Source organism: Peptoniphilus sp. GNH, from assembly GCA_021307325.1.
Taxonomy (GTDB): domain Bacteria; phylum Bacillota; class Clostridia; order Tissierellales; family Peptoniphilaceae; genus KA00134.
In genome coordinates this window covers 667,450-690,148 of record CP089931.1, presented here as the reverse complement: position 1 = coordinate 690,148, position 22,699 = coordinate 667,450, and the positions used below count along the sequence as shown (strand labels likewise).

23 protein-coding genes, 1 tRNA gene, 1 other RNA gene, 1 riboswitch and 1 other annotated feature are annotated in these 22,699 nt (G+C 35.7%); of the genes, 20 read left to right on the top strand and 5 right to left on the bottom strand.

Going from position 1 to position 22,699, the window contains the following annotated elements; translation table 11 throughout:
* Nucleotides 1-7: 7 nt before the first annotated feature.
* The 10 genes from argS (at nucleotide 8) to LV469_03555 (ending at nucleotide 9,856) form a co-directional block, all read left to right on the top strand.
* Nucleotides 8-1,717 carry an arginine--tRNA ligase gene (gene argS / locus LV469_03600; GenBank protein UHR03388.1) on the top strand — a complete coding sequence of 570 codons (1,710 nt, stop codon included), beginning with the start codon at nucleotides 8-10 and terminating at the stop codon, nucleotides 1,715-1,717.
* Between the two features lie 39 nt (nucleotides 1,718-1,756).
* Nucleotides 1,757-1,864 (top strand) — a sequence feature (ribosomal protein L20 leader region).
* A complete protein-coding gene (infC, locus tag LV469_03595; protein UHR03387.1) occupies nucleotides 1,841-2,392 on the top strand; it encodes a translation initiation factor IF-3 in 552 nt (183 codons plus the stop codon). It overlaps the preceding feature by 24 nt.
* Nucleotides 2,393-2,400: 8 nt before the next feature.
* Nucleotides 2,401-2,598, top strand: coding sequence for a 50S ribosomal protein L35 (gene rpmI / locus LV469_03590; GenBank protein UHR03386.1), 198 nt, complete (start codon nucleotides 2,401-2,403; stop codon nucleotides 2,596-2,598).
* A gap of 12 nt (nucleotides 2,599-2,610) precedes the next feature.
* Nucleotides 2,611-2,958: a 50S ribosomal protein L20 gene (rplT, locus tag LV469_03585; GenBank protein ID UHR03385.1), complete on the top strand. Its 348-nt coding sequence runs from the start codon at nucleotides 2,611-2,613 to the stop codon at nucleotides 2,956-2,958.
* A gap of 264 nt (nucleotides 2,959-3,222) precedes the next feature.
* Nucleotides 3,223-4,215, top strand: coding sequence for an ornithine carbamoyltransferase (argF, locus tag LV469_03580; GenBank protein ID UHR03384.1), 993 nt, complete (start codon nucleotides 3,223-3,225; stop codon nucleotides 4,213-4,215).
* 266 nt (nucleotides 4,216-4,481) lie between these two features.
* Nucleotides 4,482-5,639, top strand: a complete 1,158-nt coding sequence (locus tag LV469_03575) for a hypothetical protein (GenBank protein UHR03383.1) — start codon at nucleotides 4,482-4,484, stop codon at nucleotides 5,637-5,639.
* Nucleotides 5,640-5,725: 86 nt separating this feature from the next.
* Nucleotides 5,726-6,850, top strand: coding sequence for a hypothetical protein (locus LV469_03570; GenBank protein UHR03382.1), 1,125 nt, complete (start codon nucleotides 5,726-5,728; stop codon nucleotides 6,848-6,850).
* A 1-nt stretch (nucleotide 6,851) separates the two neighbouring features.
* A complete protein-coding gene (locus tag LV469_03565) occupies nucleotides 6,852-7,949 on the top strand; it encodes a fused N-dimethylarginine dimethylaminohydrolase/saccharopine dehydrogenase domain-containing protein (protein UHR03381.1) in 1,098 nt (365 codons plus the stop codon).
* 20 nt (nucleotides 7,950-7,969) lie between these two features.
* Complete coding sequence (gene arcC, locus LV469_03560) at nucleotides 7,970-8,896, top strand: carbamate kinase (protein UHR03380.1); 927 nt, start codon at nucleotides 7,970-7,972, stop codon at nucleotides 8,894-8,896.
* Between the two features lie 184 nt (nucleotides 8,897-9,080).
* Nucleotides 9,081-9,197, top strand: a riboswitch (FMN riboswitch).
* Between the two features lie 62 nt (nucleotides 9,198-9,259).
* Nucleotides 9,260-9,856 carry an ECF transporter S component gene (locus LV469_03555; GenBank protein ID UHR03379.1) on the top strand — a complete coding sequence of 199 codons (597 nt, stop codon included), beginning with the start codon at nucleotides 9,260-9,262 and terminating at the stop codon, nucleotides 9,854-9,856.
* 120 nt (nucleotides 9,857-9,976) lie between these two features.
* On the opposite strand, the gene LV469_03550 is transcribed toward LV469_03555, so the two are convergent.
* Together LV469_03550 and mnmA are read right to left on the bottom strand one after the other, a co-directional pair.
* Nucleotides 9,977-10,621 (bottom strand): 50S ribosomal protein L25, encoded by a 645-nt coding sequence (locus tag LV469_03550; GenBank protein UHR03378.1) that lies wholly within the window; start codon nucleotides 10,619-10,621, stop codon nucleotides 9,977-9,979.
* 12 nt (nucleotides 10,622-10,633) lie between these two features.
* Nucleotides 10,634-11,704: a tRNA 2-thiouridine(34) synthase MnmA gene (gene mnmA / locus LV469_03545; protein UHR03377.1), complete on the bottom strand. Its 1,071-nt coding sequence runs from the start codon at nucleotides 11,702-11,704 to the stop codon at nucleotides 10,634-10,636.
* A gap of 172 nt (nucleotides 11,705-11,876) precedes the next feature.
* Between mnmA and LV469_03540 the strand changes: the two genes are divergently transcribed.
* The 10 genes from LV469_03540 (at nucleotide 11,877) to LV469_03495 (ending at nucleotide 21,668) form a co-directional block, all read left to right on the top strand.
* Nucleotides 11,877-12,800: a branched-chain amino acid transaminase gene (locus LV469_03540; protein ID UHR03376.1), complete on the top strand. Its 924-nt coding sequence runs from the start codon at nucleotides 11,877-11,879 to the stop codon at nucleotides 12,798-12,800.
* A gap of 37 nt (nucleotides 12,801-12,837) precedes the next feature.
* Nucleotides 12,838-13,174: RNase P RNA component class A (rnpB, locus tag LV469_03535), an RNA gene on the top strand.
* Between the two features lie 184 nt (nucleotides 13,175-13,358).
* Entirely contained in the window at nucleotides 13,359-13,811 is a 453-nt protein-coding gene (locus LV469_03530; protein UHR03375.1) for a CtsR family transcriptional regulator, read from the top strand.
* A gap of 10 nt (nucleotides 13,812-13,821) precedes the next feature.
* The gene (locus LV469_03525) at nucleotides 13,822-14,319 is read left to right on the top strand and encodes a hypothetical protein (GenBank protein UHR03374.1); all 498 of its coding nucleotides are present in this window, start codon (nucleotides 13,822-13,824) and stop codon (nucleotides 14,317-14,319) included.
* Nucleotides 14,312-15,298, top strand: a complete 987-nt coding sequence (locus LV469_03520; protein UHR03373.1) for a hypothetical protein — start codon at nucleotides 14,312-14,314, stop codon at nucleotides 15,296-15,298. The genes LV469_03525 and LV469_03520 overlap by 8 nt, the downstream gene beginning before the upstream one ends.
* Nucleotides 15,295-17,724 (top strand): ATP-dependent Clp protease ATP-binding subunit, encoded by a 2,430-nt coding sequence (locus LV469_03515; GenBank protein UHR03372.1) that lies wholly within the window; start codon nucleotides 15,295-15,297, stop codon nucleotides 17,722-17,724. The genes LV469_03520 and LV469_03515 overlap by 4 nt, the downstream gene beginning before the upstream one ends.
* Nucleotides 17,699-19,060 carry a DNA repair protein RadA gene (locus LV469_03510; GenBank protein ID UHR03371.1) on the top strand — a complete coding sequence of 454 codons (1,362 nt, stop codon included), beginning with the start codon at nucleotides 17,699-17,701 and terminating at the stop codon, nucleotides 19,058-19,060. The genes LV469_03515 and LV469_03510 overlap by 26 nt, the downstream gene beginning before the upstream one ends.
* 90 nt (nucleotides 19,061-19,150) lie before the next feature.
* Nucleotides 19,151-19,648: a CarD family transcriptional regulator gene (locus LV469_03505; protein UHR03370.1), complete on the top strand. Its 498-nt coding sequence runs from the start codon at nucleotides 19,151-19,153 to the stop codon at nucleotides 19,646-19,648.
* 146 nt (nucleotides 19,649-19,794) lie between these two features.
* Nucleotides 19,795-20,754: a PIN/TRAM domain-containing protein gene (locus tag LV469_03500; GenBank protein ID UHR03369.1), complete on the top strand. Its 960-nt coding sequence runs from the start codon at nucleotides 19,795-19,797 to the stop codon at nucleotides 20,752-20,754.
* 164 nt (nucleotides 20,755-20,918) lie between these two features.
* On the top strand, nucleotides 20,919-21,668 hold the full coding sequence (locus tag LV469_03495; protein ID UHR03368.1) for a hypothetical protein: 750 nt from the start codon (nucleotides 20,919-20,921) through the stop codon (nucleotides 21,666-21,668).
* 74 nt (nucleotides 21,669-21,742) lie between these two features.
* Here the strand turns inward: LV469_03495 and LV469_03490 are convergent, their stop codons facing one another.
* From LV469_03490 to LV469_03480, 3 genes are all read right to left on the bottom strand, one after another.
* The gene (locus tag LV469_03490) at nucleotides 21,743-22,057 is read right to left on the bottom strand and encodes a DUF4298 domain-containing protein (GenBank protein UHR03367.1); all 315 of its coding nucleotides are present in this window, start codon (nucleotides 22,055-22,057) and stop codon (nucleotides 21,743-21,745) included.
* 16 nt (nucleotides 22,058-22,073) lie between these two features.
* Entirely contained in the window at nucleotides 22,074-22,469 is a 396-nt protein-coding gene (locus tag LV469_03485) for a zinc-ribbon domain-containing protein (GenBank protein UHR03366.1), read from the bottom strand.
* A 117-nt stretch (nucleotides 22,470-22,586) separates the two neighbouring features.
* A tRNA-Leu gene (locus tag LV469_03480) sits at nucleotides 22,587-22,669 on the bottom strand.
* Nucleotides 22,670-22,699: the final 30 nt, after the last annotated feature.

The window sequence follows — 22,699 nt, the reverse complement described above, 5'->3', positions numbered from 1 at the left end:
GTAAAAAATGATTGATTTTAAAGAAAAATCGGCAGATTTGATTGCAAAAAGTGTCGGCCTAGAAGGAAAAGACATACTTCCATTTATAGAAATCCCACCAAATTTTGATTTGGGAGACTATGCCTTCCCAGCATTTTCTTTGGCAAAAAGATTGAAAAAAAGTCCTGTCGTGATAGCTGAAGAAATAAAATCTAGCATAAATAATCAGGAATATTTTGAAAAGATAGAATGCAAGGGCCCATATCTGAATTTCTTTATAAACAAAAATCTAATGGCAAAGGATTATTTCAAGGAAATTCAAGACAAAAGAGAAAATCTTGGCAAGAAAAATATAGGAGATGGCAAAAATGTAATTGTGGAATATTCATCCACCAATATAGCCAAGCCCTTTCACATAGGTCATATAAGATCTACTGTAATAGGAGATTCCATAAAGAGAATTTATAAATTTTTAGGCTACAATACAATTGCCATCAATCACTTGGGAGATTATGGAACTCAGTTTGGGATGCTGATACAAGCCTACAAACTATGGGGAGACAAAGGAGCTATTGAAAAAGACCCCATACCCGAGCTTTTAAAACTATATATAAGAATCAACCAAGAAACTGAAGATAATATTGAACTAAAGAATGAATGCAGAGCATGGTTTAAAAAGCTTGAAGATCAAGACCCAGAAGCTGTTGAAATATGGAAATGGTTTAGAGAGGTCTCCTTGGAAGAATTTAACAGAGTCTACAAACTTTTGGAAATTGACTTCGACTCATATGCTGGTGAAAGTTTTTATTCCGACAAGATGCCAGCAACTGTAAGAGATTTGGAAGAAAAAAATATATTAACTGAGTCCGAAGGAGCAAAAATAATAGACTTGGAAGATGAAAACCTTCCACCTGCCTTGATTATAAAATCAGACGGTTCTACAATTTATCTCACAAGAGATATAACAGCTGCAATATATAGGAAAAAGACATATGACTTTTACAAGAATATATATGTAGTAGGGTCTCAACAAAATCTTCACTTCAAACAACTGAAGGCATGTTTGAAAAAGATGGGCTATGACTGGGTAGATGATTGTATTCATGTCGCATTTGGCATGGTCAGTGCAAAAGAAGGCTCACTTTCAACAAGAAGAGGAAATATAATTTATCTAGAAGATGTTTTAAATAGAGCCATTGACAAGGTAAAAGAAATTCTAGATCAAAGGGAAAAAGAAGGCATTAAGGGTAATTATGACAAGGAAAAACTCGCCCATGATGTTGGGATAGGAGCTGTAAAATTCCAAGAACTTTTCAATCAACGTATAAAAGACTATGTATTTGATTGGGATAAGATTTTATCATTTGAAGGAGAAACAGCTCCCTATGTGCAATATGTTCACGCCAGAATAAATTCTGTCTTGGAGAAGGGCGGATTTGACATAGATGCAAAATTTGAAGTAGAGGATGAAATAAGCGAAGAGGAAATCAATCTTATCAGGAACCTGATGAGATTTACCGATGTAGTAATTGACGCTCACGAAAAATATGAGCCATATTTCATAACAAGATATATAGTTGACATAGCAAAAGATTTTAATAAGTTTTACAATATGCACAAAATAATAACTGATGATGAAAATGTGACCAAGAGAAGGTTACTGCTTTCCTATGCTGTTAAGACGGTTATTGCAAGTGGTCTAAATCTTTTGGGAATAAATGCGCCTTATGCAATGTAAGACTTGCAAAGTGATAAAACATATGCTATACTTGTCCATGTATTTAAGAAGAAGTCCGCTTCTCACCTTATGACAAGGGTCTATGAGGTTATTTTAGAAAAGATTTTTTAAGTGCGGGCTTTTTTGTGTCCGCATTTTTTATTTATAAACGGAGGTGCCAAGATTAAAGAACTTCAAATAAATGAAGAAATAAGAGAAAAAGAAGTAAGGCTGGTAGACCAGGACGGCAACCAAGTTGGAGTAGTGCCGATTTCAAGAGCTTTAGATATGGCAGATGAAGCCCATTTAGATCTTGTTAATGTCGCTCCCACAGCCAAGCCACCTGTATGTCGCATACTTGATTATGGGAAGTACAGGTATGAACTCATCAAGAAGGAAAAAGAAGCCAAGAAAAAGCAAAAAGTCATAAACATAAAAGAAATTAGACTTACGCCTAATATTGAAAATCATGACTTGCAAACCAAGGCCAACAATGCAATCAAATTTTTGCAGGCCAAAGACAGAGTTAAAGTTGCAGTGAGATTTAGAGGTCGTGAGATGGGTCATACAGAGATTGGCAGAGGAGTCCTTGAAGAATTTGCAGATATATGCAAAGAATATGGCACAATTGACAAAAAACCAAAGATGGAAGGCAGGAGTATGATTATGTACTTATCTGCCAAAGAAGATAACTAGGAGGAATTATGGCTAAGATTAAGATGAAGACTCATAGAGCTTCAGCTAAGAGATTTAAGAGAACTGGCTCAGGAAAATTGAGAAGATTTAAGGCCTATAAGGGTCATTTAACTGGTAAGAAAACAGCTAAAAGAGTTAGAAACTTAAGAAAGGGAACTCTAGTTAGCGTGTCAGATTTAAAAAGAATCAATCATATGATTCCATAATGGAGGAAGAAGATGGCTAGAATTAAAAGAGGCGTGAATGCCAAGAAAAAACATAAAAAAATATTAAAGCAAGCCAAAGGATACTTTGGAGCAAAATCAAAACTATTTAGACCTGCTAATCAAGCAGTAATGAGATCTTTAAGCTATGCTTTCATAGGTAGAAAGCAAAGAAAGAGAGACATGAGAAAACTTTGGATAGCTAGAATCAATGCGGGAGCAAGATTAAACGGACTAAGCTATTCTAAGTTTATAAGTGGATTGAAAAGAGCTAACATCGAAATAAACAGAAAGATGCTTTCAGAAATGGCAATAAATGATCCACAAGGCTTTGCAAAATTAGTAGAGCTTGCTAAAAACTAATATAAAGTACAAATAGAATGGTAGGTGTATTAAGACACCTGCTTTTTTATTGCCAATTTATTTTTAGTCATTGAAATAATAAAGCTCTTTCTTGTAAAATAAATATGTATATTTATAAAATCTGAGTTCTGTTAGGAAATTTTTATTAAAGTTATAAAATTTAAAAAATTTATAATAAATGTTTCGCAGATAGAATATTAAGTGTAAAATGGCATAAGCCAATTGCAAAAAGAATGAATTAATATTTTAAAAGGAGTGTTTTAAATGGCAAAAAATTTTAGAGGTAAGTCTTTCTTAAAGTTGATTGATTTTAGTTCGGATGACATTCGTTATTTACTTGAACTTTCAAAAGATTTTAAATCAATGAAAAGAGCGGGCGTTCCTCACAAGTACTTGGAAGGAAAAAACATTGCTATAATATTTGAAAAAACTTCTACAAGAACTAGATGCTCTTTCGAAGTCGCAGGATATGATCTGGGCATGGGGGTTACTTACCTTGACCCAACTGGCTCCCAAATGGGGCATAAGGAATCGGTTGCGGATACAGCAAGGGTTCTTGGCAGAATGTATGATGGAATTGAGTTTAGAGGGTTTAAACAAGAACATGTTGAAGAACTTGCAAAGTATGCCGGTGTTCCGGTTTGGAATGGACTTACAGATAAGTGGCACCCGACTCAAATGTTAGCAGATGTGCTTACTATTGAAGAACACTTCGGATACTCAAAAGGTTTGAAGTTTGTGTATTTTGGGGATGCCAGAAACAATATGGCAAATTCTTTGATGATTGTTTGCGCTAAGTTGGGAATCAATTTTGTAGCTTGTGCTCCTAAAGAACTCTTCCCAGAAGAGGAGCTTGTCAAGCTAGCCAAAAAAATAGCTGCTGAAAACTTTTCTACAATAGAACTCACAGAAGATGTGAAGGCTGCATCTAAGGGAGCAAATGTCATTTATACTGATGTTTGGGTATCTATGGGCGAACCAGCTGAGGAATGGGAAAAGAGAATTAAGATTTTAAAGCCATATCAAGTGACTAAGGAAATTATGGCAAATGCAGATAAAGAAGCAATCTTCTTGCATTGCCTTCCAGCTTTTCATGACAAGGGAACAAAGGTAGGACAAGAAATTTATGAAAAGTATGGAATGGATGCAATAGAAGTAACAGACGAAGTATTTGAATCAAAACAATCATATGTATTTGATCAAGCTGAAAATAGAATGCATACAATAAAGGCTATAATGTATGCAACTCTATGCTAAATATGATATTTATTGTAAAATAAAGTTCTAGTTTGATTAATTTATAATAAACTTTTTAAGGGAGAATCTTCTCCCGCTACATAAATAAAATCATTAAACATAAATTCGGGATATCCTAAAAGATTTGAAGGTTTTATCGGGAAATTAAAACTAGAGTTTGGGATATCCTCGGATTTTTTAGTTTGAGGGTTTATTGCTCTAAATACAGATTTTTAATAAATCTAAAGAGTGCATATGAAATTTTATGAAAATTAGAAGGGGATTAGATGGAAGAAAAGAATATTAAAAAAAATTATAAAAAAGAAATAGGTATTGAGGCTCCTATATTTCTTATATTTTTCTTTGCCCTCTTTATTTACATGGGCAACAAGATGGGTGGGACAAATATGATCAAGACGATGATGCGTACGTCTTTTGATCTTTTGATTAATGTTTGTTTTTACCTTATGGGCGTTGCAGTTTTGGCAGGGGGGATTTCTGCCATATTTTCAGAATTTGGAGTGATTGCTCTTGTAAACAGACTTCTTGCAGTTGTAATGAAACCTGTTTATGATCTGCCAGGGGCCAGTTCTCTTGGAATGTTAAATTGTTTTATGTCTGATAATCCAGCAATTTTAACTCTTGCCTATGATGACAACTTTAGAAAATATTTTAAAAAGTATCAAATGCCAGCCCTCACAAACTTGGGAACGGCTTTTGGTATGGGGCTTATAACTGTAACATCTATGATGGCCCTACCCATAGATGGGGCAATCAAGGGAGCTCTTATAGGACTTTTGGGAGCTATAGTCGGATCCATAATTTCGGTAAGGCTTATGATTATAAAGACAAAAAAATACTATGGTACAAGTGAAATGGTTAAGACAAATGCCTGCGACGATATTCCAAAAGGATATAGAAGAATCAGAGATGGTTCTATAGGTTCTAGATTTATAACAGCCCTTTTAGACGGGGGCAGGGTCGGCGTTGATATGGGGATTGCAATAATACCTGGGGTTTGTTTAATTTGTACAATTGTACTTATGCTTACCAATGGACCGGGAGAAGGGGGAATCTATACTGGTGCTGCTAACGAGGGCATAGCAATTCTACCTCTTATTGGCGAAAAAATTTCTTTTATTGTGAATCCTCTTTTTGGGTTTACAAGTCCAGAAGCAATAGCAGTACCCATAACAGCCTTGGGTTCATCTGGAGCTGCTCTAGGAATGGTAGCAGATATGTCTAGCAAGGGAATAGTAGGTGGCAATGATGTAGCTGTATTCACCTCAATATGTATGTGTTGGTCTGGCTATTTGTCAACTCACATAGCTATGATGGATGCGCTTGAAACAAAAGAAATGACAGGCAGTGCAATCTTGTGCCACACCATAGGTGGAATAGGAGCTGGTATTGCAGCCCACTTACTTTGGAGCCTACTTGGATAGCTAAAATCAGAAAAAGATTCGGAGCATAAACTTCAAACCCAATATAGAAAATCAGGCATCATTAGTATAAAAATAGGAGGACAAGTATGACATTCAAATTACCAGAATTTGTATTACCAGATTTCTCGAAAGAAGAGTATAAAAGTGCTGCAAATATAAAAGTAGAAGAAGCAAAAAAAGATGGTGTAGCACCAGATGACTTTTATTTGACCTGCCATATGCCGACTTTTTACAAGCACAAGGGAGAGTGGATTTTGCCTGAACACAACTCTTTAAATTGTGTTGCAATTTTAAAAGATGAAAAAATTTTCATAAAAGAAATTAGAGAAATAAAAAGAAATGATCTTGTTGTAGTAGGAAGAAATGCAGGACTTGAGAATGGAATTTTAGTCTATAAAGAAGGATTTGCAAAAGAAATCTACTCAACTAAGGGAAAGGCTGTCGAGACATCATTTTCGAAAGATTATGATCTGCTTTTTGAACTGATGAAGCATGAAAAAGAAGCAAAAGACGGTCATATTGTTTGGGTTTTGGGACCAGCTGTTGTATTTGATTATGACACAAGAAGGGCCCTAAATAAACTTGCAGAAAATGGATATATAAATAGTCTCTTGGGAGGCAATGCCATGTGCACTCACGATCTCGAAGGTGGCTTTTTGCAAACTGCCCTGGGACAAAATATTTACACTCAAGAAAATGTACCCATGGGTCACTATAATCACTTGGACCTTTTAAATGAAGTGAGGACAAGCGGCTCAATTAAAAAATTTATAACCGATGGCAAAGTAAAAGATGGCATAGTAAAGACTCTTTTGAAAATGGATGTACCCCTTGTATTGTCTGGGTCTATAAGAGATGATGGCCCCTTGCCAGAGGTGATTGGAGATACAGATTTGGCTCTTGGAGAAACGAAAAAAGAATTGGACAAGGCCACGCTTATAATTTGCATAGCCACCATGCTACACAGCTTATCTGTTGCAAATATGGCATCGAGTTATAAAATCAGGGAAAATGGCAAAATTTGTCCAGTATATATGTATTCAGTAGACGTTACCGAAAATGTTGTAAACAAGGTTGGCGCTGCAAGAGAACTGATGGCTTTTGTTCCCATGGTGACAAATGTACAGGATTTTGTCGTGAATTGTGAAAGAGCTCTTGTCACTTCTAAAGATGGATGCCAAATAGATGAAGCTAAAAAGGGGGACTTTTAAGATGAAATTTGAAATGCCTAAATATCATCATCCTGACTTTAGCCAAGAATTTTTGAAAAATGCGCCCGATGTCAAGCTCGAAGAAGTTAAAGTCGATGGACTTAGTCCTAAAAATTATCACGCTCTTTCCGTATATCCAGAGTATTTTAAAATAAATGGCAAGTGGGTTTTGGCAGCTCAATCTAGAATGGATACAGTTTGTGTAGCCAAGGATAAACCTGGTGAAGAAGCGGTTGACATAGTAGAATTTAGAAATTTAAAAAAGGGTGACAAGGTGGTTATCGGACGTACAGAGGATGCTTCCGAGGGCATTTATGTCTTTACACAAGGATTTTTGCCCGAAGAAGAAAATACTGATACTTTTGCATTTAGATCTGGTCGTTCTAGAGAAACTGCTTTTTCAATAGACTATGACAATCTTTATGAGGTTTTGAAGCATGAAAAAGCAAATGGAGGCTATGTAACTCTAATTGTGGGAGCAGCCGTTTCCCTTGACAGAGATTCAAGGCTCGCCTTGGAGAGATTGGTTAGAAATGGATATGTTCAAGCTATCTTTTGCGGTACGGAAACAGCTGCATTTGATTTGGAAAAGGGAATTTTTAATACATCTTGGGGACAAGAACACTTTGAAAAAGAACAAAATACTACCAGAAATCTTTTCGAGACAATAAACCTTTCAAGAAAGTATGGCTCTACTAAAAAATTAGTGGAGTCAGGCCTTGTAAAAGATGGATTTATAAAGGCTTGTTTTGATATGAATGTGCCGCTTGTGATAGCTGGCACAATTCGTGATAGGCTTGGCCTTCCTGAGACTATAAACAATGTATATCAAGCTCAAGATGAGATGCGAAAACATTCGAGAAAGACGACTACTATAATAATGATGTCGGCGATTCTATTTACAATTGCGACTGGCAATATGACCCCTTCTTACAATGTGTTTGATGGCAGAGTAAGACCTGTTTATATGTATACAATTGATATTCAAGAATTTGCTGTAAATAAATTATCAGACCGGGGGACAGTGACAGCTGTTTCCATGGTGACAAATGTCCAAGACTTTATTAGAAATGTGGATAGAGCCTTGAATAATAGCTAAAAATCGGAGGATAAATATAGATGAAAAAAATTGTACTGGCACTTGGTGGCAATGCTCTTGGGAATACACCAGAAGAACAAAAAGCTGCTGTAAAAATAACCGCAAAAGCCATAGTGGATCTTGTTTTAAAAAAAAATAAGGTGATTATTTCACATGGAAATGGTCCGCAAGTAGGGATGATAAAGCTTGCAATGGATACAGCCTCAAAATCAGAAACAAATACAGAACTTATGCCTTTTCCAGAGTGCGGTGCAATGAGCCAAGGCTACATCGGCTACCATCTTCAAAATGCCATAGAAAATGAATTGAGATCTAGAAAAATGGATGAGACGGTCGCATCTATCATAACCCAAACTCTAGTAGACAAAGATGACCCGGCTTTTAAAAATCCAACAAAACCAATAGGAGCCTTTTACACAAAAGAAGAAGCCGATAAACTTAAAGACAAGGGATTTGTGATAAAAGAAGATGCCGGGAGAGGATATAGAAGGGTGGTGCCATCTCCTAAGCCTTATGATATAGTAGAAAAAAAATCAATAGAGCTTTTATATAAAAATGGCATTATTGTGATAGCAGCAGGTGGCGGAGGAGTGCCAGTTATTGACAAGGGGGATTTTCTTGAAGGAGTAGATGCTGTTATAGACAAGGACTTCACATCTGCTAAATTGGCAGAGCTTGTAGATGCCGACATACTTATAATACTTACAGCGATTGAAAAAGTAGCTATAAAATTTGGAAGACCCAATCAAGAGTTTTTATCTGAACTTAGCCCCAAAAAAGCAGAAGAATATCTAAGGGCCGAAGAATTTGCTGAGGGTTCTATGAAGCCTAAAATAGAAGCCGCCTTAGAATTTGTAAAGTCTAAAAAGGGTAGACAAGCCCTAATAACTTCTCTTGAAAAGGCCCTTGAGGGTCTCGAAGGAAAAACAGGGACTTGGATAAAATAAAAAATAAAAAAAGAGATGGTTATACTTGGCTTGCCTAAAAATGAAAGTAAAAACAATTTTAGGTTTGTAAAATAAAAACCATCTTTTTTATTTATTTGAATTAATTGATACTAGCAGCTAGTAAATAATGAATATGAGAAAATATATCTTTCAAAATATAGACTAATGATGTATAATAAATACGTAATATCTTCGGGGCGAGGTGAAAGTCCTCACCGGCGGTAAAGTCCGCGAGAGTTTTATACTCCGATTCGGTGCAATTCCGAAACCGACAGTAGAGTCTGGATGAAAGAAGATTGCTTATGCAACCTGCCCCATTATGGGCATTTTTTTATGCCTAAAAATATGGGAGGAAGAAATATTATGAACAATGTAAACACAAATGTAAGAAGTAAGACTATTGGACTTGTTAAGATTGCCATGTTGGCAGGTATTGGATTTTTATTGATGTTTATAAAAATGCCACTTGCTTTTATAGCTCCACCATTTATGGAATTAGACTTGGCTGAAGTTCCGACACTTATAGGAACCTTTGCCATGGGTCCAGTTGCAGGTATTTTGATAGCCCTTGTAAAAAATCTAATCCATCTTGGTGTAACTCATACCATGGCGGTAGGTGAGCTTTCAAACTTTATAGTATCTTCAGCATTTGCGCTTGTTGCTGGCATAATCTACAAGAGAAATAAGACCTATAAGGGAGCGGTGATTTCTCTATTTGCTGGAATTATAAGCATGACTCTTATAGCTTGTCTTTCAAATTATTTTGTAGTTTTCCCACTGTATGGAAAATTCATGGGACTAGATAAGATAATAGCTATGGGCACTCAAGTAACAGCCAAGGTAAGCGACTTAAAAACTATGATGATTTATTGCGTACTTCCCTTTAATGTCATAAAAGGATTGGCTGTATCAGCAGTTACAATTTTACTTTACAAAAAAGTAAGCCCAATTTTAAAATAAGAATTAAAAAATCGACAGAGATGATTATTATGCTTCTGTCGATTTTTGATTATTTTGAGAAATAAAAATAAAAAGACTGTCAGGTGCTTTGCTTGACAGTCTTTTGTTTTTATTGGAATATTATTCTTCTTCTTTTTCCTTTGTTTCTCCAACTGTTGGCACTTCTGCAGAAGCACTTGTATCAGCTGAAAGTTCTTCGTCAATTTCTTCTTCAGATTTTGGTTCAGATAGAGAAGCTACAGTTGTATCAGCTTCTGTTAGAACTTCAATTTTGTCATTTTTGCTGACATCAAGATCTGCTACAGTTATAACATCGCCGATTTGCATATTTTGAACATCAAATACTGCTTCTGATGGAAGATCTCCAGGAAGCACTTCGATTTCAACTTCATCAAGTGATTGGAAAAGAATTGAAGGTTGAACTCTGATTTCATCTCTGTTTTCCAAAACAACTGGGATAGAAATTCTAATCTTTTCAGACATGTTGATTTCAAACATATCGAAGTGAACAATTTTATTCTTGAAGGGGTGATTTTGAATTTCTTTAAAAAGCACCTTGCAAGGTTGACCGTCAAGGTCAATATCAATAATGTTTGAAGTACCTGCTTCTTCTACAATTTTAACAAGGTCTTTTTCAACAACAGAAATGTTTCTGCTGCCCTTGTTATTTCCGTAAATAACACCTGGCACAAGGTTTTCGACTCTAAGCTTGTCAACCTTATTTTTACCAACTGAATCTCTCAAACTAACTTTTAATTTTTCCATTATATCCTCCATTTATTTAAAAATTCCCGAGCCAAGGCAAATTTCGCCATCATAAAAGACACAAACTTGACCAGGGGTTACTCCCTTTAAAGGCTTTTCAAAATTTACAAGGTATTTACCATCAATAAAATCTAAACTAGCACCAACATCCGCTGCCCTATATCTTATCTTACAATTAATTTTCAGAGGGAAAGTAGGACTTTCATTAATCCAAAACAAATTTTCCACTTCATGAGAACTTTCATAAAGAGCAGGGTGATTTATACCTTGAGCTACATACAAAATATTTTTATCCAAATCTTTAGAAGCTACGAAAAAAGGTTCGCCTGTTCCTATGCCACCTATACCTAAACCTCGCCTTTGACCAATCGTATAGTGGATAAGACCAGAATGCTTGCCGAGGTATTGTCCTTCTACTGAGTATATGGGGCCTTCTTTAGTAAAGAGAAACTTATCTAAAAATTCGTTGAAATCTCTTTCGCCTATAAAACAAATCCCAGTTGAGTCTTTTTTTTCTGCTGTCGCAAGCTTATATTCTTTTGCAATTTCACGAACTTTTGATTTTTGTAAGTCTCCAATAGGAAAGAGGGCTTTTTTCAAGGCTTCTTCTGGAACCCTGGATAAAAAGTAAGACTGATCCTTGTTGTTATCAAGTCCTTTCAAAAGATAGGTTTTTCCATCCTTAGTCATAGTTCTAGCATAGTGCCCCATGGCGATGTAGTCAGCATCCAATTTAAGGGCATGATCTAAAAAGGCTTTAAATTTGATCTCGGTGTTGCACAGGACATCTGGGTTGGGAGTTCTACCATTGTCATATTCTTTTAAAAAATATGAGAAAACTCTATCTCTGTATTCCTTTTCAAAATTCACAGTGAAATAGGGAATATCCAACTCACCACAAACTCTCACAACATCAAGATAGTCTTTTCTTGCTGTGCAAGTAGAATCGTCTGAATCGTCCCAGTTTTTCATAAAAACTCCGATCACATCATAACCGGCATCTTTAAGAAGAATAGCAGCCACAGAAGAGTCCACCCCGCCGCTCATGCCTAGCACGACTTTTTTTCTGCCACCTGCCTGCATTTTACCACCTCCGATCCAATCAATTTATTATTATATATCAGAAGAGTTCAAAAATCCACATTTAATTGAGGTTTAGTGAAATTGTAAATTAGGCAAGATATTTACATTAAAAAAAGTTCTAAAATTATTAGATTTCTGCTATACTAGATAAAAATGTTAAGGGGGGAAAATTATGGATAAATCTTATGTTTTTTATAACGGAAAAATTTTACCTGAAGAAGATGTTACAATAAGTGTAAGAAGTAGAGCCTTTAATTATGGATTGGGTGTATTTGAAGGCATTAGAGCTTATTGGAATGAAGAAAAAGAAGATTTATATGCTTTCAAGATGCTCGAGCACTACGAAAGATTCATAGAGTCTTGTAAGTGTATGAACATAAGAATGGATTACACAAAAGAAGAGCTTGCTGATTTTACAATTGAGCTCTTGAAAAAGCAAGGATACAAATGTTCAACCTATATTCGCCCGATTGCATATAAGGATGATAGAAATGTCGGAGTTTCGATTGTAAATTGTGAAAACGACAGTCTAGTAATTTATTTGCAAAAGATGGACAAGTACATGGAGCAGGAAGAATTTAGAGTGGGGGTTTCATCTTTTACAAGAATTGCAGATAATATGCTTCCTCCAAGGACAAAGGCTACAGCTGGATATGTAAACTCGGCTCTTGCAAACTTAGAAGCTGTTAGGGCTGGCTTTGATGAGGCTGTCATTTTAAATAGACATGGCAATGTGTGCGAAGGACCTGGAGAAAATATTTTTATAATAAAAAATAACACTCTAATAACACCACCAGTATCAGATGATATCTTGGAAGGTGTTACAAGAAAAATTGTTATGGAGCTTGCTGAAAATAAACTCGGTATGAGAGTCGTAGAAAGATCAATTGCAAGGACAGAGCTTTACAATGCAGCAGAAGTTTTCTTTTCAGGCACAGCTATGGAAGTTGCTCCTGTTGTCGAAGTAGATCACAGAAGAGTGGGAAGTGGAAAGTCTGGAGAAATAACCTTGAAATTGCAGGCTCTTTTTAAAGATTTGATTGCAGGAAAAATGGAAGAATACAGGGATTCCTTGAGACCAGTATATAAAAATTAAGCTTGAAAATTAAAATTAAGTCAGTTAGACTAAATAAGAAGTAAGCCGATCAATTGCAGGAAACTGAGGAAAGTCCGCGCTCCACAGAGCAAGGATGCCAGCTAACGGCTGGTGGGGGCGACCCTAAGGCTAGTGCAACAGAGATATACCGCCTGATAATATTTTATTGGGTAAGGGTGGAAAGGTGAGGTAAGAGCTTACCAGCTTGGCAGAGATGTCAAGGCTATGTAAACCCCATTCGGAGCAAAACCAAATAGGATTAAGAGTGGCTGCTCGTCACTCCCGGTAGGTAGGTTGCTAGAACTTATTGGCGACAATAAGTCAAGACAGATAATTGATTAATACAGAACGCGGCTTATAGGCTTACTTCGGACCCCGATGGGGTCTTTTTTATTTGCTAATTTTTGAACTTAAAATAAAATACATTATAAGTGAAAGGCAGGTTTTACATTAACGAGTTTACCATTTTTGACTTTCATGATATAATTAATATCAGCTTAAAGGAATTTAAGTTTTTTTGTTAATTTAAAGGACAAAGAAGGTCAAAGAGGTGGAAATGTGGCTAGACTTACTAATTCAATAGCAGATTTTATAATAGACTTGTTGGATGCCCAAGGCGGCAGCGTAGAGATTCAAAGAAATATAATAGCGCAGAGATTTTCTTGTGCTCCCTCGCAAATAAATTATGTTTTGACGACCAGATTTACACCATATAAGGGATATTATGTGGAAAGCAGGCGTGGTGGCGGAGGGTTTATAAGAATTGTGAGGGCTGAGATTTCGGACTCGCAAATGCTCAAATATATTTTAGAGGATGAAATTGGAGATTCTCTTACCAAAGACAAGGCTGATGAGATTATAGACAATCTTTTGGAAAATGACATAATAGACAAAAGAGAAGCAGAAATAATAAGGGTTGGTCTATCGGATAGGTCAATATGCACTGATGGGACCAGTAGAAATATTATAAGGGCAAGTATTTTGAAAAATATTTTACTTGTGATTTTATAAGGAGGAATTTATGCTTTGCGATAGATGTAAAAAGAACCAAGCTAATATATATTATACAAAATTTACAGATGGGAAGATGGAAGGAGTCAGGCTGTGCTTTTCTTGTGCTAAAGAGGTCATGGGATCGGATATTAGCATGAGCGAAGAAATAAAAAAACAGATAGAAGATATGCTAAAACCTGTAGCCGAAATTGAAAATCCAGAGATTAAAGACAAAATTTGCCCGACTTGTGGCAGAAGACTTTCAGAAATTTTAAAGTCGGGTAGACTTGGCTGCAAGGATTGCTATGAGAATTTTTCGGATGATTTGATAAAATTCTTGGATTCTGTGGGAGGTTTTTCAATTCATAAGGGGCATGCACCTGAAAATTACAAGGGCAAAACTGAAGCATATAGGAAGGAAATGGAAGTAAGAGAAAGGCTAGAGATGGCAATTTCTTTGGAAGATTATGAGCAAGCGGCAATTTATAGAGACAAGCTCAAGACCTTGGGTGAAAAAAATGACTGATTATGTAATATCGTCAATGGCTAGATTGCATAGAAATCTTTTGAGGTATCCTTTTGTACCAAGCCTTAATTATGATGATGCTATTGAGGTATCTAATGACATCTCGATAGCTGCTTTGGATTCCTATTCTTATAAAAAAATAGACTTAAGAGATCTTTCTCTTTATGAAACTATAAAATTAAAAAATGACAAGACCTATACCCAAGAGCTTTCAAACAATTCAAAAATATCTTCAGTTCTTAGGATAGACGAGAGAAGGTCAATATTGATAAATGAGTTTGATCACATGGTCATCCAATCATATGCTATGGGAAAAGATTTAGAGTCGAGATTTTTAGATGTCAAGGATATGGGACTCGAATTTGAAAAAAAGCTGGACTTTGCTTTTGATAAGAGGTTCGGGTTTTTGACAAGTGCCCCCTTACTTTGTGGGACAGGCTTAGTCATAAATATAAAATTGCATTTGCCAGCCCTTAGTTACTATGGATATGAAATTGTAGCAAGAGATTTGAGAAGTTTTGGATTTTCGTTGTTTCCGAATCTGGGCAAGGAAAACAAGGCAATAGGCGATATTTTTTATTTGACTAACATCTCGTCTATAGGAAACGAAGAAGAGTTTATTTTACAAAGGATAGAAAATGTAATCTCCCGCCTGCAATCCATAGAATCATCATATAGGCAAAGGCTCTTTATTGATGATATAACAGATTTGGAAGACAAGGTTTACAGGTCTAAGGGTATTTTGGAAAATGCCAGAATAATGGGTCAAGCAGAGGCTCTAAACCATTTATCAAATATAAAATTGGGCTTGGACTTGAATATTTTGCAAGCTCGATTTGAAACTAATATATTCACAGAAATGGAAGAAATAAGATCTGAGAGCCTGCAGGAAAAAAGAGCGGGAATATTAGACAAAAATACGAGAAGGCAATTAAGAGCATCAAAGCTTAGAAGAACAATTAAGGAGAGAATTATATGAGATATTTTGAAAATTTCTCTGAATCTGCGCAAAGAGCTGTGCTTTTTGCAAGTCAGATCGCAAGAGAATTAAATCATTCATATATAGGGTCAGAACACCTCTTAATCGGTATTTTAAGAGAAAATTCAGGATATGGCTCAGTAGTATTAAAGAGACATGGCGTCGAGGAAGATGCCTTTATTGACGAAGTTTTTAAAATAATTCCAGCTGTAAGTGGAAAAATTACTAGTATACCAACATATACTCCCCGAGCAAAAAAAGTGTTTGAAGCTGCCACATCTTATGTAAGAGAATATGAAAATGTGAAAGTGTCGACAGAAGTTTTGCTATATGCACTATTATTTGAAGGCAAGGGAGTTGCAATAAAGGCCTTGGAAAATATGGGAGTGGATTTGGTAGCTCTAGAAGAAGAAATTGAAGATAGTATTTCGTATGAGCAAGAAGAATCTGAAGGTCAAGAAAGCACAAGCCTTTTGAAAAAATTCACAATAAATTTGAATCAAAAGGCCATGGATGAGAAGATAGATCCCATAATAGGAAGGGATAAAGAAATAGAGAGAATCATTCAGGTGTTATCTAGAAGAACTAAAAATAATCCCGTCTTGATAGGAGAGCCCGGTGTGGGAAAAACTGCAATAGTAGAAGGTCTTGCAAAAGAAATAGTTGCAGGAAATGCCAATGAAATAATAGCGGACAAGGTAATAAGAACTGTTGATCTTTCAGCAATGATTGCAGGCTCCAAGTACAGAGGAGATTTTGAAGAAAGATTAAAAGGTTTGATAAATGAAGCTCTAGAAGATGAAAACACGATTTTATTTATAGATGAAATCCACACCATAATAGGAGCTGGAGCAGCAGAAGGCGCAATGGATGCTTCTAATATATTAAAACCAATGCTTACAAAAGGCTCTCTTCAAATAATAGGAGCAACCACAATAGATGAATACAGAAAAAAAATAGAAAAGGATACGGCCTTTGAAAGAAGACTAATGCCTATAATGGTAAAAGAGCCATCAGAAGAAGAGTCTATAACAATAATAGACGGCATAAGGGATAAGTATGAGGCCCATCACAGGGTCAAGATAAGTGACGAAGCTGTGAAGGCGGCGGTTGAACTTTCATCTCGCTACATAGCTGATCGTTTCTTGCCGGATAAGGCCATAGACATAATAGACGAGGCATCTTCAAAGATTAGGATAAAAGCTTTAAAGACTAAGAAAACAAAGAGCAAGTTGCAAATCAAGCTCGATAGAGTAATAGAGAAAAAGGAAGTGGCTGTTTTAAATCAGGATTTTGAAAAGGCAGCCAAGTACAGAGATGAGCAAAGGGAACTCGAAGAAAAAATAAAAAAAGAAAAGCAATCCGGTGCGAACTTGCCTCAGGTGACGGACAAGCTAATATCTGAAATAGTTTCTGATTGGTCAGGAGTTCCAGTTACAAGACTTGCAGAAAAGGATAAGGAGATTTTGATAAACCTTGAAAAAAATCTCAAAAAGAAGGTTATAGGACAAGACAAGGCAGTAGAGGTACTTGCTCAAGCTGTAAAGAGGGCAAGGATAGGACTAAAAGACGAAAACAAACCCATAGGTTCATTTATTTTTGTCGGACCAACGGGAGTAGGTAAGACCTATTTAGCCAAGTGCTTGGCAGAGATTTTGTTTGCAAGTGATGGAAACTTAATCAGAATAGATATGAGTGAATATATGGAAAAACATTCAGTATCCAAGCTGATAGGACCGCCGCCAGGCTATGTGGGATATGAAGATGCAGCTCAGTTAACTGACCAAGTGAGATCTAAGCCTTATTCAGTTGTGCTTTTTGATGAGATTGAAAAGGCTCATCCAGACGTATTTAATACTCTTTTACAAATATTGGATGAAGGAAGGCTCACAGATTCCAAGGGAAGGACAGTAGATTTTAAAAATACGATTATAATCATGACCTCAAATGCTGGAGCAAACCTTTTAAACAAGGGCGGCAGTTTGGGATTTTCTGACAAGCCAAGTGTATTATTGAAAGAAGAAAAAAATACAAAGGCAACCCAAGAAGCTCTAAAGACAATTTTCAAGCCGGAATTTTTAAATAGGATTGATGAGATAGTAAACTTCAAATCCTTAGGAGAAAAAGAGGTCGGAAATATTGTAAAACTAATGCTTGAAAAAGTTACAGAAAGACTGAAAAAAATGGGCATAAACGCAAAGTTCAACCCATCGATGATAAAGCATATTTCTAAAAAAGGTTTTAGCAAGGAGTATGGAGCAAGGCCTCTTGAAAGGACAATTAGAACAGAAGTAGAAGACAAATTGGCAGACTTGTATTTGCAGGGCAAAATAAATGCAGGAGAAAGCATATCCATCTCATTTAGAGATAAACTCGAAATAAAAAATAAGGTAAAGAAAGATGAAAAAATCCACGCACAAGTGTAATGTTTGCGGCTATGTTAGTCTGGGATATTTTGGAAGGTGCCCAGAATGTGGCGCCTTCGGAAGTATGCAAGAAGTTGTAGAAGAAGTAGAATCGAGGATTAGTGGCAAAAATAAAAAAGATAATAAGGCGATAAGCTTAAAAGAAGTGGAGAGTTTTTCTGGCAATAGGATTTTCACTGGGATAAAAGAGTTTGACAGAGTAATGGGCGGAGGAATAATAAGAGACTCCGTCAGTATCTTGACAGCTAAGCCTGGAGCAGGAAAATCAACGCTACTTTTGCAAGTGGCTCAAGCACTTTCTAAAGAAGGCAACAGAGTTTTATATGCTTCTGGAGAAGAATCAGAATCTCAAATAAAACTTAGGGCATTGAGAATTTTGGATGAAATGTCTGAAAATTTATTTGTGATTTCAAGCATGAACTTGGAAAATATAGTTGCAGAAGCAGAAGAATTGGATATTGATTTTTTGATTGTAGACTCAATTCAGACGATTACATCTGAAAAATTACAATCCAGAGCAGGAAGTCCAACTCAAGTGATGGAAGTCGCCCATGTTCTAGTAGACCTTGCCAAAAATCCTAAAAAGCAAAGGGCTGTCTTTATAGTAGGTCAAATGACAAAAGAGGATGAACTAGCTGGAGTCAGAAGCTTAGAACATCTAGTGGACACAGTTTTACTAATTGAACTAGAGGACAACGAAGAGCTTAGGGTGCTAAGCGCTGGCAAAAATAGATATGGCCCTGCCGGGGAGTGCGGATTTTTTATAATGAAAGAAAAAGGAATGCACTCTTTAGATGATCCAGGCTCCTATTTCATGACAAGAAGAACAGAACAAAACATTGTGCCAGGAACGGCGCTTTGCATTGTCAAAGAAGGCTCTAGATATATAGCCCTTGAAGTAGAAGCCTTGGCATCTAAGAGTTTCATGGCATATCCTTCTAGGATTGCCGATTGTTTAAAAAAAGAACGGCTGGGAACTCTTGTATCCATAATAGAAGAAAGAGCGGGCATAAAGTTATTTGACAGAAATGTAGTTGTAAAATCATCGGCAGATATGAAATTAAAAGAATCAGCATCTAATCTTTGCGCAATTGTCGCAATAGTTTCATCAATAAAATCCAAAGGCCTACCGGGAAGCTCTATATTTATAGGAGATGTAGGACTTACAGGAGAATTAAAACCAGTGCCTTTTATAGAGCAAAGAATAAAGGAAGCCAGAAGGCTCGGATTTAAAAAAATTTACACACCTAGGCTGGGATTCAAATTGGAAAAGGATGACAAATCCGAGATAATAGAAAATTATTCCTTGAGAGAACTTTTAACAAGTATTTTCTAAATAGCTTGCCTATAATATAAATTTATGATATTATTATACATTTTCAAAAAAACTCTAAATATGATATACTAATCATAATGGAGGGGTATTATGTTTGAAATTGGCGATAAAGTTGCATATCCTATGCACGGAGCAGGCGAAGTAGTCGATATTGAAAAAAGAGAAATAATGGGCGAACAAGTCCTTTATTATATTTTGAAACTTCCTGTAAACGCTATGAAGGTCATGGTTCCTGTGAAATCAGCTGAAGAGGTGGGTATGAGAACTATCTATGACAAAGCTAGAATGGATCAGGTGCTTGAAGTTTTAGGCAGGGAAGAAAATACTCCTATACCTAAAAACTGGAATCATAGATACAGATTTAATATGGATAGGATAAAAAGTGGCGATATAGATGAAATCGCTAGAGTTGTCAGATGCCTGGAAAGATTAGACTCCGAAAAAAGCTTATCAACAGGCGAAAGAAAACTCTTAAATAGCGCCAAGCAAATAATAGTTTCCGAAATGATGCTAGTTTACGAAAAAGGATTGGAAGAAGTGGAGGCTTTAGTTGTTAAGGCGACACATTTAAACGAAGAGGAGGAATAATTATTATAAAACCAAACAAAATTTTAGAAAAAATTTTCAGATTGCTTTTCACCTTGGCTGGTTTGGGGCTGGGATACTTTATTTACAGCAACATCAAAAGGCTGAGTATTTTTTCAGGACATATAAGCTCTTATCTAGGAATTGTGATGCAAGTTATTATTGTTATTTTATTTGGAATTATTTTTTATTTTCTTGCACCAAAATCTCTAGGATTCATAGAAAAAATAGTAAAGCAACTGGAAATAAAACTTGGGTCCATGCCGATTACAGAAGTAGTTCTGTCGACAGTGGGACTTATTCTGGGTCTTTTAGTTGCAAATCTTGCCAGCACACCCCTAAAATTGATACCAGTTCCATATCTTGGACTGACCCTTACAATAATAATATATGGAGTGTTTGGGTATTTGGGACTTAGGCTAGGCTCTTCAAATCGAGATGAAATAAATTCAAGACTTAAAAGATATATTGAGCTGCCTAAAAGACACAGTAAGGAAAAGAACAATGTAAATTTTACAGCTTGTCCGAAAATATTAGATACAAGCGTGATAATTGACGGAAGAGTAAGAGAGATAGCCAAGGCTGGATTTTTAGAAGGAAAACTCGTTGTGCCAGTATTTGTACTTGAAGAACTTCAACACATAGCCGATAGTGCAGATGGACTAAAAAGAGCCAGAGGAAGAAGGGGTCTTGATATACTAAAATTTATGCAGGATTCCCCGGATTTTGAAATAGAAATCTACGAAGGCAAATTTCCAGAGATTCCAGAAGTGGACTCCAAACTCTTGAAATTAACGCAAGAACTCAAAGGTAAAATCGTAACAAATGATTTCAACTTAAACAAGGTGGCAAGTCTTCAAAATATAAAAGTTTTGAACATAAATCAATTGGCAAATTCGATAAAGCCCGTATTTATTCCAGGAGAAGAAATGGAAATCGCCATAGTAAAACTTGGAAAAGAACACGACCAAGGCCTTGGATATTTGGATGATGGCACCATGATAGTAGTTGAAAATGGCAAGGATTATCTCGGCACTACAATAAAAGTAAGTGTGACTAGTGCATTGCAGACTTCTGCAGGCAAGATGATATTTGCCAAGCCTCTGTAAAACATAAATCCTTCCATAAAAATTATAAAAAATTGGCACAAGTTTTTACTTAGGCCAATTTTTTATAATAAAATTTAGCAATTTTAAAAGATAAATTATATTGAGACATAAGTCTAAGACTTGAATCTAATCTTAAACAAAAAAATTTAAATAAGGAGGAGATTGTGAGGACACTTTTTAAAATAATATTCGCAGCTTTGTGCCTTATAGCCATTTTCATTTTTAATGCCTTTTTTTGCAATCCTATATCAAAGGCACTGGCAAACAATGCAGCTAAAAAATATCTTAATAAAGAGTATAAGAACATGGATTTTGAGAAAAGAGAAATCTTTTATGATTTTAAAAATGCGGCCTACATAATAAGACTTCAAGACAAAAAAAGCCAAGACACAAAATTTGATGTGGCATTTGATTATATGGGACGCTTTCTCTATGATACTCATGAAGATATTTTACTTAACACAATGAGTAGATTTAGAGAAGCGGCCCTTGAATATGTAAATGAAATAAGAGAAAGAGAAAATTTGCCCTATGAACTCAGCCTTGATTTAAAATATAAGGACAGAGAATATAAAAATCTCATAAAATTAGACCAAAAAGTAGACATTAATAATTTTCCATTCCCCCTAGAAGTGACGGCCAATGCCTTTAGAGAAAATGTAAACTACGAAGAAGCCTTGAAGATATTAAAAAGCATGGTCTCGGTGATGGATAAGGGACCTTTCAAAGTCGAAACATATTCTTTGATACTATTACCGGAAAAATACAAAGCTAAAAATGGAGAAGCTCAAACGTGGAAAAATGGTCTAATACTATTTGACATTCCAAAAGAAGTCATTGAGAGAGGAAACTTGGACGAGCTAAAAGAAATTAAAACAAGAGGTCAAGAAAGAGAAAAAAATTCTGAAAATTGAATAAAAAGACATCAAAAAAGACCTACTCTAAGTCGCCTTTTATTTAAAGAAAAAGCCTTAGGTAGGTCTTTTTATTAGTGATTTTGTAAAATTCTATTTGCTAGATCAAGCAACTGCTTAGCTATTTCGAAATTTTCACCTATTAGGTCGAACACAGCATCTTCTGACAAAACTCCGCAATTGATGTCTTTTGGAAAATCTTTGCTCTCGCTTATCTTTAAATCGTCGAACCAAGCCTGAGAGCTATAATAATTTGAAAGTTTTTCATAATCATCTTGACTAGCTTTAAATTTATCCAAACAATGACTGAACTCTTCAATGATAACAGAGTGTTTATTTAATATATTTTCCATTTCTTTTATTCTATCGATATTTTTAGAGTATTCCATTATTATCATCTCCAATTTATGATCTGGCTTCAAAAACATGCTGACAGTGCTTGCATCTGACCTTGATTTTGCCTTTGCCTTTTGGGACTCTTAAATTAGTGCCACATTTTGGGCAAGACAAATATTTGTAATACTTTCTATCCTTGAACTTTCTACTGGTCAATTTAAAAAACGATGTTATAGGACTGATTACTTTTAAAAAGGCCCTATTTTCATCTTGTCTCTTTGAAATATTTTTGGATAGAATCCTAAACCATACAAAGAAAAGATTTAAAGCTGCCAGAGAATAAAAAATGCTAATCTTGCTAAAAATAGAAATTAGTATAAAAATCAAAGCTAAATACTGAAGAAAGATATTGAGCTCGTCTCTTCCATATCTTCCATTAAAAAAATCGTTAAAATTATTCTTCATTAAAATCATTCTCCTAACATCATTATATCATTTAAGGATGGGAAATTGTGATTAGATAAAATCAATAGACTCAAAAATAAAAAGACTTGGTGAAACCAAGCCTTAAATAAAAAAAGTTGGTGCGGGAAAGAGGACTTGAACCCCCACTCCGAAGAACTAGATCCTAAGTCTAGCGCGTCTGCCAATTCCGCCATTCCCGCTCATCAACAAAATACATTATATAGGCGCTT